The organism is Janthinobacterium lividum, from assembly GCF_034424625.1.
Lineage (GTDB): Bacteria > Pseudomonadota > Gammaproteobacteria > Burkholderiales > Burkholderiaceae_D > Janthinobacterium > Janthinobacterium lividum.
The window spans coordinates 4,592,611-4,604,995 of the sequence record NZ_CP139976.1; the positions used below are offsets into that span (position 1 = coordinate 4,592,611).

The 12,385-nt window shown below is 65.7% G+C and carries 13 protein-coding genes; 5 read left to right on the forward strand and 8 right to left on the reverse strand.

Annotated features, from left to right (window positions below; genetic code table 11):
* The first annotated feature begins 31 nt into the window (after positions 1 to 31).
* The 3 genes from U0004_RS20775 (at position 32) to U0004_RS20785 (ending at position 3,147) form a co-directional block, all read left to right on the forward strand.
* Positions 32 to 1,063 (forward strand): MlaD family protein, encoded by a 1,032-nt coding sequence (locus tag U0004_RS20775; RefSeq protein WP_034779304.1) that lies wholly within the window; start codon positions 32 to 34, stop codon positions 1,061 to 1,063.
* Positions 1,060 to 1,731 carry a hypothetical protein gene (locus U0004_RS20780; RefSeq protein WP_070255404.1) on the forward strand — a complete coding sequence of 224 codons (672 nt, stop codon included), beginning with the start codon at positions 1,060 to 1,062 and terminating at the stop codon, positions 1,729 to 1,731. Before U0004_RS20775 ends, U0004_RS20780 begins: the two co-directional genes overlap by 4 nt.
* An 87-nt stretch (positions 1,732 to 1,818) precedes the next feature.
* Entirely contained in the window at positions 1,819 to 3,147 is a 1,329-nt protein-coding gene (locus tag U0004_RS20785; protein ID WP_070255407.1) for an ATP-binding protein, read from the forward strand.
* On the opposite strand, the gene U0004_RS20790 is transcribed toward U0004_RS20785, so the two are convergent.
* From U0004_RS20790 to U0004_RS20825, 8 genes are all read right to left on the reverse strand, one after another.
* Positions 3,144 to 4,469, reverse strand: coding sequence for an HD domain-containing phosphohydrolase (locus U0004_RS20790; RefSeq protein ID WP_081345590.1), 1,326 nt, complete (start codon positions 4,467 to 4,469; stop codon positions 3,144 to 3,146). The genes U0004_RS20785 and U0004_RS20790 overlap by 4 nt on opposite strands.
* 14 nt (positions 4,470 to 4,483) lie before the next feature.
* Positions 4,484 to 5,947, reverse strand: coding sequence for an ATP-binding protein (locus U0004_RS20795; protein ID WP_070255412.1), 1,464 nt, complete (start codon positions 5,945 to 5,947; stop codon positions 4,484 to 4,486).
* 14 nt (positions 5,948 to 5,961) lie between these two features.
* On the reverse strand, positions 5,962 to 6,801 hold the full coding sequence (locus tag U0004_RS20800) for an HDOD domain-containing protein (RefSeq protein WP_070255415.1): 840 nt from the start codon (positions 6,799 to 6,801) through the stop codon (positions 5,962 to 5,964).
* Positions 6,798 to 7,154, reverse strand: coding sequence for a hypothetical protein (locus U0004_RS20805; protein ID WP_147284984.1), 357 nt, complete (start codon positions 7,152 to 7,154; stop codon positions 6,798 to 6,800). The genes U0004_RS20800 and U0004_RS20805 overlap by 4 nt, the downstream gene beginning before the upstream one ends.
* Complete coding sequence (locus U0004_RS20810) at positions 7,151 to 7,999, reverse strand: response regulator (RefSeq protein ID WP_070255421.1); 849 nt, start codon at positions 7,997 to 7,999, stop codon at positions 7,151 to 7,153. Before U0004_RS20810 ends, U0004_RS20805 begins: the two co-directional genes overlap by 4 nt.
* 148 nt (positions 8,000 to 8,147) lie before the next feature.
* On the reverse strand, positions 8,148 to 8,612 hold the full coding sequence (locus tag U0004_RS20815; RefSeq protein WP_070255424.1) for a hypothetical protein: 465 nt from the start codon (positions 8,610 to 8,612) through the stop codon (positions 8,148 to 8,150).
* Between the two features lie 82 nt (positions 8,613 to 8,694).
* On the reverse strand, positions 8,695 to 9,957 hold the full coding sequence (locus U0004_RS20820) for a DEAD/DEAH box helicase (RefSeq protein ID WP_070255428.1): 1,263 nt from the start codon (positions 9,955 to 9,957) through the stop codon (positions 8,695 to 8,697).
* Between the two features lie 85 nt (positions 9,958 to 10,042).
* On the reverse strand, positions 10,043 to 11,101 hold the full coding sequence (locus tag U0004_RS20825; protein ID WP_070255431.1) for an Lnb N-terminal periplasmic domain-containing protein: 1,059 nt from the start codon (positions 11,099 to 11,101) through the stop codon (positions 10,043 to 10,045).
* A 172-nt stretch (positions 11,102 to 11,273) separates the two neighbouring features.
* On the opposite strand from U0004_RS20825, the gene U0004_RS20830 reads away from it, so the two are divergent.
* Together U0004_RS20830 and U0004_RS20835 are read left to right on the forward strand one after the other, a co-directional pair.
* Positions 11,274 to 11,978 carry a hypothetical protein gene (locus U0004_RS20830; protein WP_070255434.1) on the forward strand — a complete coding sequence of 235 codons (705 nt, stop codon included), beginning with the start codon at positions 11,274 to 11,276 and terminating at the stop codon, positions 11,976 to 11,978.
* 42 nt (positions 11,979 to 12,020) lie between these two features.
* Complete coding sequence (locus tag U0004_RS20835; RefSeq protein ID WP_070255437.1) at positions 12,021 to 12,383, forward strand: glyoxalase superfamily protein; 363 nt, start codon at positions 12,021 to 12,023, stop codon at positions 12,381 to 12,383.
* The last annotated feature ends 2 nt before the right edge of the window (positions 12,384 to 12,385 follow it).

The window sequence follows — 12,385 nt, forward strand, 5'->3', positions numbered from 1 at the left end:
TCCCGAACCACCCATACGAGAGCCAGAAGCCATGAGCCAGAGCCAACCCCCGAATCCCGACCAGGTCGACGTCACGGCGCCCGCCGGTCTCACGCAAGATTCCGTGCTGCCCGCCCCGCCGCCCGTGCGCCACGCCGAACTGAAGGCGGCCATCCTGCTCGTCTTCATGTTCGTGCTGGTGGTCGGCTCCGTCGTCTACCTGATGTATGCGCGCGGCGCCTTCGAAGCCACGCAGACGCTGGTGCTGACGGCCGACGATTCCGACGGCGTCGGCGTGGGCGCCGACCTGACCTTTTCCGGCTTTCCCATCGGCCGCGTGCAACGCATCGAGCTGGCGCCGGACGGCCGCGCGCGCGTCATCATCGACGTGCCGAGAAAAGACGCGCACTGGCTGCGCACCAGCTCCATCTTCACCCTGGAACGTGGCATCGTGGGCGGCGCCAAGCTGCGCGCCTACAGCGGCATCCTGACGGACCCGCCGCTGCCCGACGACGCCACGCGCGACTTGCTGGTGGGCGACATGGCGGCGGAAATCCCCCGCCTGCTGGCCGCCGCCAAGGACTTGCTGAACAACGTAGCCAGCCTGACGGGCACCGATTCCGCGCTCGACGGCACCTTGCGCAATGTGCAGGCCGTCACCGGCAAGCTGAGCGGCCCAGGCGGCGCCATGGGCTTGCTGACGGGCGACGACAAGCAGTCGCGCCTGCTGGTCGAGCGGGCCAATGCCCTGCTGATCACGGCGGACCAGCTGGCCCGCCGCACGGATGGCCTGGTGGCGAATGCCGATACGCGCGTCTTCGGCGACAAGGGCGTGATGACGGATGCGCAGGCGACCATCGTGCAGCTGAATGCCCTGCTGGCCGACACCCGCAACAGCCTGAAAAAAGTCGACGCCGTGCTGGTCGAGGCGCAAGCCGTGGGCGCCAATGCCAAGGCGGCGACAGCCGACCTGGGTCCGCTGCGCGCCGACGTGGAAAGCAATCTGCGCAAGGTCGAGCAGCTGGTCAATGAAATCAACCGCAAATGGCCGTTCAAGCGCAATCCGGAGATCAAACTGCCATGAAAATATCCCGCCCCGCCATCGCCGCCCTGCTGTGCACCTTGCTTGCCGCCTGCTCCAGCGGCCCGCCCGTGCCGGACTGGAAAATGAATGCGCAAAGTTCCGTCGAGCGTTTCCAGGCGGCCTACCTGGGCGGCAACGCCCTGGTCGAGCAGACGGAATTCCGGCGTGCCCGCAGCCAGGTGGCCGGCACAGGCAAGCTTGAACTCGTGGCGCGCATCGAACTGTTGCGCTGCGCCACGCGCGTGGCCAGCCTGGCGTTCGAGGACTGCACCGGCTTTGACGCCCTGCAAGCCGATGCGACAGCCGCCGACCGCGCGTATGCGGCCTGGCTGGCCGGCAAGGCGCAGGCGGCCGACGTCGCCCTGCTGCCGGAAGCGCAGCGGGCGGCAGCCAGCGCCAGCTCCGACACGGCCGCCGCCAGCGCCGTGGCGGCCATCAAGGACCCGCTGTCGCAACTGGTGGCGGCCGGCGTGCTGCTGCGCTCGGGCCGCGCCACGCCGGAACTGCTCGATACGGCCGTGGCCACCGCCTCGGACCAGGGCTGGCGCCGGCCGCTGCTGGCGTGGCTGGGCGTGCAGCGCCTGCGCGCCGAACAGGCGGGCGACACGCAGGCGGCGCAGCGCATCGCGCGGCGCATGGCAATCGTCGAGCAGCCGCTGGCCCCCTGAGCGCGCCGATGCCGGCCCAAGGCAGGCGGAATCAGGCATAATCGAAGCAGGACGACAGCTATGCCGTGCAGGCAGCGAGGTGTGACGATGCAGTTCGAGGATTTCGACCTTTCCACTCACGATACCGGCCGGCATGCCGGGGCGGCGCCTGGCGATGATGCACCGGCCGCCACGGCCGTGCGCCTGCAATACCTGCTCGACAATACTCCCTCCATCATCTATTGCACCGTGCCCAGCGGCGACTTCAAGATGACGTTTGTCAGCAACAATGCCCTGAATGTGCTGGGCTACCAGCCCGAGGAGATGGTGGCCGACCCCAATTTCTGGTTCGACCATATCCACCCCGACGATGCGCCCGGGATTTTTTCCAGCCTGGCGCAGATCTTCGTCGAAGGCGCGCGCGCCTACGAATACCGTTTCCGCGTGCGCGACGGCAGCTATCTGTGGATGCACGACAGCCTGCGCCTCGTGCGCGACGAGCATGGCGTGCCGTTCGAAGTGATCGGCTCGCTGACGGACATCACAGAACGCAAGGGCATGGAAGCGATGCTGCAGGCGCGCGGCGAAGAGCAGCAACTACTGATCAGCAAGCTGCAGGAAGCGCACGACCAGTTGCTGCAATCGGAAAAGATGGCGTCCATCGGCCAGCTGGCGGCCGGCATCGCGCATGAAATCAATAACCCGATCGGCTTCGTCAATTCGAACATGAGCTCGCTGCAAGGCTATGTCGGCACCCTGTTCGACGTCATCGCCCAGTATGAAGCGGCGATGCGCGAGCCGCTCGACGGCCCGGCCCTGGCCGCGCACGTGGTCCAGGTGCGCGCGCAGGCCGACCTGGCCTTCCTGCAGGACGACATCGGCGACCTGGTGCGCGAATCGATGGATGGCCTCAAACGCGTGCGCGACATCGTGCAGGCGCTGAAGGATTTTTCCCACGTGGGCGAGACGGACTGGCAAGTGGCCAGCCTGCATGCGGGCCTGGACAGCACCCTGAATATCGTCGCCAATGAATTGAAATACAAGGCGCGCATCGAGAAACAGTATGGCGAGCTGCCGCCGATACTGTGCCTTGCCTCGCAGCTGAACCAGGTCTTCATGAACCTGCTCGTCAACGCGGGCCAGGCCATCGGCAGCGACGGCGTGATCAGCATCCGCACCGGCCATGCGGACGACTGGGTCTGGGTGGAGATCGGCGACACGGGCGCCGGCATCGCGCCCGAGCACCTGAACCGTATCTTCGAACCGTTCTTCACCACCAAGGCCGTCGGCAGCGGCACGGGCCTGGGCCTGTCGCTGTCATACGGCATCGTCAACAAGCACGGCGGACGCATCGACGTGGCGTCGGAGGTGGGCCGCGGCACGCGCTTTACCGTGCACCTGCCCGTCTCGCCTCCGGCGGCCCAGACAGTGTCCTAGCCTTCCTTGACGGGCGCATACACGCGGATGCTGAGGCGGCCACCATTCTTGCTTTCGAAGTCGAGCAGCTGGGCGATCACGCGGGCCGTCAGCACGTGCTCGGCCGCCAGCAGCATCAAGCCATCGCGGCTGATCAGGTCGCGCGACAGCACCATCCCCGGTTCCAGCTGGCCCGACAGCACGGTCAGGTCGCGCGCCGGCGGTTCCGTCTCCTCCATGATGCTGCGGAAAGCGGCCACCACGGCCGGGTCGTAGCGCTTGCCGACGCTGTCGTAGATCAGGGTGCGGGCCTCTTCGGCGCGCAGGCTGCGCTGCACCATGGCGCCGATCTGCAAGCCGTCGTAGTCCGACGCCAGCGCGAGGATGCGCGCCCCCATCGGAATGGCCAGGCCCACCAGGCCATCGGGAAAGCCGCCGCCGTCGAAGCGCTCGAGCTGCGAGCGCAGGATCACGGAGACGGCGCGCAGCTCCTCGAGCGCCATCAATAATTGTTCGGCGCGCAGCGGATGCTTGCGGAACGCGGCCAGCTGCTCGCCCGTCCAGGCGCTGGCCGGCAACTCCAGCACATCGTCGCTCAAGCTGAGCTTGCCGATATCCTTGAGCAGGGCCGCGATGAACACGTCGCGCGCCTCCTGCCCTTCCAGGCCCAGCGCCTGCGCCAGCTTGCGCGACAGCTCGGCCACCCGCCGCGCATGGCCTGCCAGCTTGCCGCCGCGCATCTCGATCAGGTTGGAAAACACCTTGATCGTCGTCACGAACGTGGCCTTCAGGCGCTCGTTGGCCGCCTGCACTTCGTCGTGCGACTGCTTCAGCTGCTGCGTGCGCATGGCCACCTTCGCTTCCAGGCTGGCGTTGAGCGCCTGCAGCTCCACGTTCTGGCTGGCCGTCAGCGCTTCCAGGCGCAGCTTTTCCTGCTCCAGCGCGCGCCGTTCCAGCGCGTGGCGCACCACCAGCACGATATCGTTCTCGTCCCACGGCTTGGTCACGTAGCGGTAGATCTCGCCCTGGTTGATGGCGTCGAGGATGGACTGGATGTCGGCATAGCCGGTCAGCAGCAAGCGCATGGTGCCGGGCCAGCGCTGGCGCACCTGGGCCAGGAACTGCGCGCCATCCATGTGCGGCATGCGCATGTCGGAAATGACCAGGTCCACCGTCTCGCTCTCGAGCAGGGCCAGGCCGGCCGCGCCGCCATCGGCCGTCAGCACGCGGTAGCCGTGCGGGCGGAACAGCCGGCGCAGCGACGAGAGGATATTCGGTTCGTCATCGACGCACAGGATGGTGGGCGGCGCGGCCGCGGTGCTGGCGCTGGTACTGGTGCTCATGCTGTCCTGTTCGGTCATGGTGCGACGGCCTGCGCCTGGCGCACGGGCAAGGTGATGCGGAAGGTGGTGCCGCGGCCGATGATGCTGCGCACGTCGATGCGGCCGTGATGTTTCTGCACCGTGGTGTAGGCCAGCGACAGGCCCAGCCCCGTGCCCTTGCCGACGGCCTTGGTGGTGAAGAACGGGTCGAAGATGCGCGACAGGTGTTCGGGCGCGATGCCGCCGCCCGTGTCCTCGACCTCGATCCACACTTCCGTCGCGTTGTCGCTGCCCGTGCGCAGGGTGATGCATCCGCGCGCCTCGCCCATGGCGTGGGCCGCGTTGACGACCAGGTTCATGATCACCTGGTTCAGTTCGGAAGGCTGGCATTCGATATCGGGAATGTCGGCGTACTCGCGCACCACGTCGGCCTTGTACTTGACCTCGTTATTCACGATATTGAGCGTGGTATCGATGCCCTGGCGCAGGTCGGCCCAGACCCACTCCTGGTGCGCATCCGTGCGCGAAAAATCCTTCAGGTCCTGCACGATGCGGCGCACGCGCGCAATGCCCTCCTTCGACTCGCCCATCAGCATGGGAATGTCGGTGCGCAGGAAATCGAGGTCGACCTGTTCGCGCAGCGCCCGCAGGCGCGCCGCCACCACGGGGTCGGCGACGGCCGGTTCGGCTTCCTCGTAGGCGTCGAGCATGCTGAACAGGTCGTCCAGGTAGCCTTCCAGCGTGCCGACATTGGAAAACACATAGCCGATGGGGTTGTTGATCTCGTGCGCCACGCCGGCGGCCAGCTGGCCGATCGAGGCCAGTTTTTCCGATTGCAACAGCTTTTGCTGGGCCAGCGACAGCTTGCTGTTCAATTCCGTCAGGGCCAGGTTGCGCTCGCGCAATTCCAGATCGGCGATCTGGCGCTGGCGGATATCGTCGGCCAGGCGCTCGTTCATGTCGGCCAGCTGGGCCGTGCGCTTGGCCACCAGGTGTTCCAGGTTGTCGTGCGCCTTGCGCAGCGCCAGTTCCGCCAGGCGCCGCTCGCTCACGTCGCGCAGGGTTTCGATGGCGCCCACCAGGCGCCCCTGGCGGTCGCGCAGGGGCGCCGCCGTAAAATGCAGCCAGTGGCCTTCGGGGCCGATATCGGCAAAGAAATCCTCGGCCTCAAAGGCGCCGGGGATCACGGGAGAACGCTTCAGCTTGCCAAGGTAGAGGTCATTTTCGCCGAGCGCGATATCGTCGGCCACCAGCAGGTCGGCCAGGCAGGCGCGCGGCTGCGGATAAAACGCCTTCCAGTGGTCGCGCGTGCCGACCATCTCGGCGGCAGTAAAGCCCAGCAACTGTTCGCAGGCGCTGTTCCAGTGCGTCACCACGTGGTCCGTGTCGATGGCGAAGGTGGCCACAGGATGGCCGTCGAAAAACGCCGACAGCGCAATGGTGTCGCCCTGGCGGCGTTCCGGCGTGGCGGGCAGTGCCTGCCCTGCATCTGTTTCCATGGCCTGTATCCTGTTCATGCCAGCATGATCCGCGACATTTCATCGAAGGTGTGTTCCGTTTGCCCCAGCAGCGCCAGCCAGGCCTGCTCGTCCAGCGCGACGCTGCGCCAGCCCGCGGGCGACAGCGGCGGCACCAGCGCATCGTCGACGCCGGCCAGGTCGAGCGCCAGGGCGACGGCATTGGCCAGATGCACGGCCAGCGGCAAGCCGCCCGCCTCCAGCCGGTCGATGGCGTGGTGGTCGGCCACCGCCTGCTGTATCGCCTCGGGAAACTTCCAGTAGGCGGCCAGGGCGCTGCCCACCTGCGCGTGGTCGATGCCGATGACGGCCAGTTCCGCGTCGGCCATCTGGCAGTCATGCGCCTGGCGGTAGCTGCGCACAAGCGCGTGCTCGGCCGGGAAGCGCGTCACCAGCACCAGGGTGCCCAGGTCGTGCAGCAGTCCCGCCGTGAACGCCGTTTCGGGATTGACGCGCAAGTGCGGCGCCAGCAGGCGCGCGGCGATGGCCGTGGCCAGCGAATGGCGCCAGAACGCCTGGAAATCGAAGCCGCCGCTGACGGGCGCGAAACTGCCCGTCAGCGCGCAGGCCGTGACGACGGTGCGGATGCTGTGAAAACCCAGCACGGAAACGGCTTGCGGAATGCTGGTGACCTTCGATTGCATGCCGTAGAACGAGGAGTTGGCGATGCGCAGGGTCTTCGCCGCCAGGGCCTGGTCCAGCTCGATCTTTTGCGCCAGCACATGCACGTCCGTGTCGTCCTGGTCCATGCTCGACAGCAGTTCCAGCACCACCACCGGCAGCGAAGGCAGTTCCTGTATCTGGCGGATGATGTGTTCAAAACTGAGCCGTGTCATGCCGCGCCCCCTTGCCGGTAGCGCTGCAGCAGCGCCAGCAGTTCCGCCCCTGCGGAATCGGGCGGCGTGGCGCGGAACAGCACGGCCAGCCGTTCCAGGCGGCGCGCCCGTTCCTGCTCGGCATGCGCCTGCGCGGCGGGGTCAATCGCCTCGTCCATGACGACATGGCAGCGCTCCACATTGCGCCTGCGCAAGGCCGTCAGGTTCGCCGCCGTCAGAATGGCGCCCTGGGCCAGCAGTACGGCGCCGCTGGCGTCGCTCAGCGCCTGCGCCAGCACCATGCCTTCCTGCGCCTGCTCGATGGAAATCTCGCGGCCGCTGTCACTCACGCTTGTACTCACGCTTATACTCATGTACCCGCTCCATGACGGCTCAGGGTGACCAGGCTGCCGCGCGAACGCGAATGCATGCCCATCGGATGGATCGCCACGGCATACGGCTGGCCATCGATGGCGGCCAGGCAAGGCGCGCCCTGCCCGCCGAACAGCTGCGGCAAGACGATCGCCGCCTCGTTGCCCAGCAGGGCCGCGCCCCGTTCAAACAGGTTGGCCGCCGCCGCGTTGATGAAGGCGATCATGCCGTCCTCATCGAGCCCGATCACGGGCAGTGGCAGAAATTGCAGCAACTCGCGCGCGATGCCCAGGCTGACTTCGTCGCGGCTGATCTGATGCTGCTGCTGGCTCACCAGCGCCTGCATGGCGGCATTGGCTGCCGCCAGCGCCAGGTTGACCTCGCGCAACTGCGCATTGAGCCGCACATTGTCGTCATCGATGCCCTTCAGGCGAAAGGCTTCGGCGATATGCTCGCGCAGCTGATGGTCTTCCCATGGTTTGGTGAGGAACTTGAAGATGGCGCCCTCGTTGACGGCATCCGTGACGGCCTGCAACTCGGTATAGCCTGACAGCATGATGCGGATGGTTTGCGGACACAGCAGCTTGGCCTTGCGCAGGAAGTCGGCGCCCAGCATGCCGGGCATGCGCTGGTCCGACACGATCACGTCGACGGCATGGCTGGCCAGCACCTCCAGCCCTTCCTGGCCGCTGCCCGCCGTCAGGATATGGTAGCCATCGCGCCGCAGCAGGCGCTTGAGGGAAGCGAGGATATTCGGCTCGTCATCGACCAGCAGCAAGGTGCGCGGTGGCGCCACGGCGTCCGCCGCCACAATCCCTGGCATACCCTGTTCGTCGTGCAAATCCATCGGACCATCCTCTCATCGCCGCGGCGATATCGGAGCTTGCCTGGAGGGGGGAATCTGCTACGCGGAACAGTCTTGCGAGTCTTGCGCGGCAGCCAGCTTGCGTTGAAATTATACGACTAAATATTCCTGTATGGCATTTATCAGCTACCTATCCGCGCCGTGCCGGGCAAGGCGTATCGCGGTAAAACACAAAACCGCCCAGGCCGATGGCCTTGGTATCGGCTTTCACCCCATACACCAGCGTGCTCTTGTCCGCCTCGATACGCAGCAGGTTCATGTGTTGCACGATTTGCGCGTGCGACAGTTCCAGCGATGGCGTCGGCGCCAGTTGCAAACGCAGCTCGGACGTGGCGCTGTCATACGCCCAGCGGCCCGGATTATAGAAGGCGAAGCCGCCATCGAAACGCAGGCTGCCATCCTTGAACTGGGTCAGGCAAATGCCGGGAAATTCGCTGGGTGGGTTGTACCAGGTGGCGGCCACGGCGGCATCGGCAGGCGTCTTGCCCGGCATCTGCATGCCGCTGCCATCACTTTTGCCGCCCATGCCGGCACAGCCTGCCAGCGCCAGCGCGCAAGCCAGGGTGCCCGCGCGCGTGATGAATGTCATGTGCATCAACAGTCCCCTTGCTTTATAGAAACATCATCTTAAAGCGGGACGGCCAGCCGTTCAAGCGGCTAGCGCACATAAGGGCGATTTAATTGCCCTCGGCCGCCTTCGCTGCCAGGGCTGCCGCTTCGCGCAATTTATCCTTCTTGCTCTTGCGCGCCCCCTTCACGCCGCCGTTCACCGTGTCCGTCACGGTGCTCACGGGCGCGGGCAGTTCCGTCGGTTCGAAGCCAGCCACCACTTCGCGCACGATGCGCAAGTCGTTGCGGTTTTCGATCAGGCGGAAATGCGCTTCCGTGTCGGCCGTCACGAAGCTGATGGCCGTGCCGCTTTCGCCGGCGCGGCCCGTGCGGCCGATGCGGTGCGTGTAGTCGACGGCCGAGCGGGGCAAGTCGTAATTGACGACGGCAGGCAGGCCGGCGATGTCGATGCCGCGCGCGGCCACGTCGGTAGCCACCAGCACCTGCAAGCGGCACGCCTTGAAGTCGGCCAGCAGCTGGCTGCGCGTGCCCTGGCTGAATTCGCCGTGGAAGGCGCCCACGTGCAAGCCCGCGCGCTGCAGCTTGTCGGCCACGTGTTCGGCCGCGTACTTGGTGGCGACAAACACCAGCACGCGCTCCCACTGCTGCTGCAGGATCAGGTAGCGCAGCAGCTGCGTGCGGCGCGGCACGTCGACCGTGATGGCCCGCTGCACGATGTCGGGCTTGTCCTGCGGTTCGGACGCCACTTCGATGCGCACGGGCTCCTTGAGCAGGCTGTCGGCCAGTGCCTGCACGCTGTCGGGGAAGGTGGCGGAGAAGAACAGGTTTTGCCGCTGCTTGGGCAGCAGCGCCAGGATGGCGTTGATCTCCTCGCTGAAGCCCATGTCGAGCAAACGGTCGGCTTCATCCAGGACGAACAGCGACACGCCGCCCAATTTGACGGCATTCTGGCGCACCAGGTCCAGTAGGCGGCCCGGCGTGGCGACGACGATATCGGCGCCGCCGCGCAAATCCATCATCTGCGGATTGATCGACACGCCGCCGAACAGCACGGAAATCTTCAGTTTGATCGGCAGCGGCTTGGCCAGCGCGTGCACCGTCTGCCCCACCTGCGCCGCCAGCTCGCGCGTAGGCACGAGGATCAGCGCGCGCACCTGGCGCGGGCCGGAAACGGGCGCCATCAGCGCCTGCAGCAGCGGCAGCGCGTAGGCGGCCGTCTTGCCGGAACCCGTCTGCGCCGCGCCCAGCACGTCGCTGCCGCGCAGGATGGCGGGAATGGCGGCCGCCTGGATGGCCGTCGGCGCGGCATAGCCGGCCTTGTCGACGGCGCGGACCAGGGAGGGAATCAGACCCAGTGAGGAAAATGGCATAGCGGGCCTTCTTATTATTTAGTCATGAAGTGAGACCGGCCGCAATGTGCGGCCGGTCGGAATAGCGACAGTATAAAGCAGGCGCTTACTGCCTGGGCATTTGCAGCTTCGGGAAGCCCGCTTCGTCATAGCCCGGCATGCCGCGCCGGATCGTGTGCGAAAAATCCGCATCGTCGTTGGCGGCACGCGCGCGCGCCGTGATGTGGCCCCCTGTGCGCAGCTGCTGGAAGCTCAAGCCGGGCACCAGGCCCTTGACGTCGAACAGGTAGCGGTCCAGGTAGCCCGAAGCCATCAGCCGGTAGTCGAGCGGCAGGCCCGGCACGATGCGGCGCACCATCTCGAAGACGATGGTGGTGCAGTTGGCCGTCAGGGTGTTGTAGAACTGCGGCGTGTTTTTCAGCGCCTGCGCCTCGTCCAGGTAGGCGAGGAACAGCGAGCGCATGGCCGCTTTCGGCATCATCACGCGGTACAGATGCATGTCCTCGCCCCGCGCATTCGTGCGCACGCGCAGGATGTCGCGCTCGTCGGCGGCGATCAGGCTCATCTCGAAATGCTTGAAGAAGCCGCCGATGGCGGAAAAGCTCTCGCCCTTCTCCTTGCGGATTTCGATGGAAAACGTCAAAAAGCGCCCGTCGGCAAAGCCGAACGAGATCAGGGTATGCGCGATATAGGGTCCCGTCCAGTACGACAGCGCCGTGTCCACCGTGCGCAGTTCGTCGAGGTCGTAGCTGCGCTGTTCCCACTTGACCGTGTAGTCGTCATCGCTGCGCCAGTCGAAATTGCGCACATTGTCCAGGGTCACGAGATTGCCCTTGAGCGTGCCCGTCACATTGCGCGCCACGTCATCGGCCCACACGCGCTGCTGTTTCGGCGTGATCAGGCTCCACCACAGGAGCAGCAGGATAAAACCGGCCGCATAGGGCAGCAGCACGCGCGCATCGCCGCGCATCCACCACAGCGCGATGCTGGCCACGCCCAGCGCGCCCCACAGCAGCGCGCCGATGGCTTGCGCGGCCGTGCCGCCGGACAACTGGTACCACAGCGCCAGCGCGCCCCACAGTGCGGTCAACAGGAGAATCAGGGAAACGGCCATTTTGCCGATACTGCCCAGCACGGAGCGGGCACGCAGTGATAAGAAAGTCATGCCATGATTATAGGGGCAAGTACGGCGAGAGGTGAGTTCGGGCAAGTATTGGCAAAGCCAGCCAGACATGAAATATTGCTTGCATGGCAATTTACCTCATGCGAATATGTTGCAAAATATATAGACAAGGCGTCCCATCTCACAGGACTGCCTTGCCCTCCAGGGAGACACCTTGCAATCCAGTTCACTGTACGCCCTCGCCGGCAGCCTCAACTCCCTCTTCATCGTCGTCAGCCTGCTTGGTTTATGGTCGCAGCTGCAAAAAATCTGGCGGCGCAAGCACGACGCCAGCCTGGGCGCAGGCCAGGCGACGGACATCCTGTCGCTCAACCAGTTCACCGTCAGCTTCCTCGCCTACTGCGCCTTCTTCGTCTACGGCTATTCGATCACGCCCTTCAACCACTACATCGTCTGGCCACGCCTGATCGCCTCGCTGATCGCGCTGGGCATCCTGTATGAAATCAACCGCGACCGCCGCAGCCGGGCATCGCGCAACGCGCTGCAGGCCTGCGCGCTGCTGCTGGGTGCGGGCGTGGCGGGATTGCTGTTCGGCTCCACCTTCACGGATGAAAAGCGCGCGATCTCGCAAAGCCTGATCGTTGCCGTCACCGTGCTGCTGGCGCAGGGCTACGCGCACCAGATCCGCTTGATCTGGCGCTCGGGCAGGACGGGTGCCGTGTCCCTGAAAATGAGCCAGTTCATCCTGGCGATGGATGTCAGCACCATCTTCTTTGCCTGCGCCATGGGGCTGGCGACAGGCTGGCCCTTGCTGCTGCTGGCCTGCGTCAGCGCCACGACCAAGCTGATCATCATGTGGCTGTTCCGCTGGGAGAAGGCCAGCCCCGCCGCGCGCATGAAACGGCAGGCGCTGGCCTGACGCTAGAATAGGAATCTTGCCACCTTTGTTGAAAGGGCCGCCATGCAGCTGTCCCCCGCCATCCCCATCCTGCGCAGCTTTTCCGAAGAAAAAACGCGCGAGTTCTACCTCGGTTTTCTCGGTTTTACCCTGGACTGGGAACACCGCTTCGCGCCCACGGCGCCGCTGTACCTGCAGGTGACGCGCGGTGATCTCGTGCTGCATCTGTCCGAGCACTACGGCGACGCCACGCCAGGCACGGCGCTCTTGATCCCCGTCGACGACATCGCCGCCCTGCACGCGGAGCTGCAGGCGAAGGATTACCCGTATGCGCGGCCCGGCATCCGCGACGAGGACTGGGGGCGCATCCTGGAAGTGGCGGACCCGTTCGGCAACCGGCTGCGCTTCTGGCAAAGAACGCCATAGCG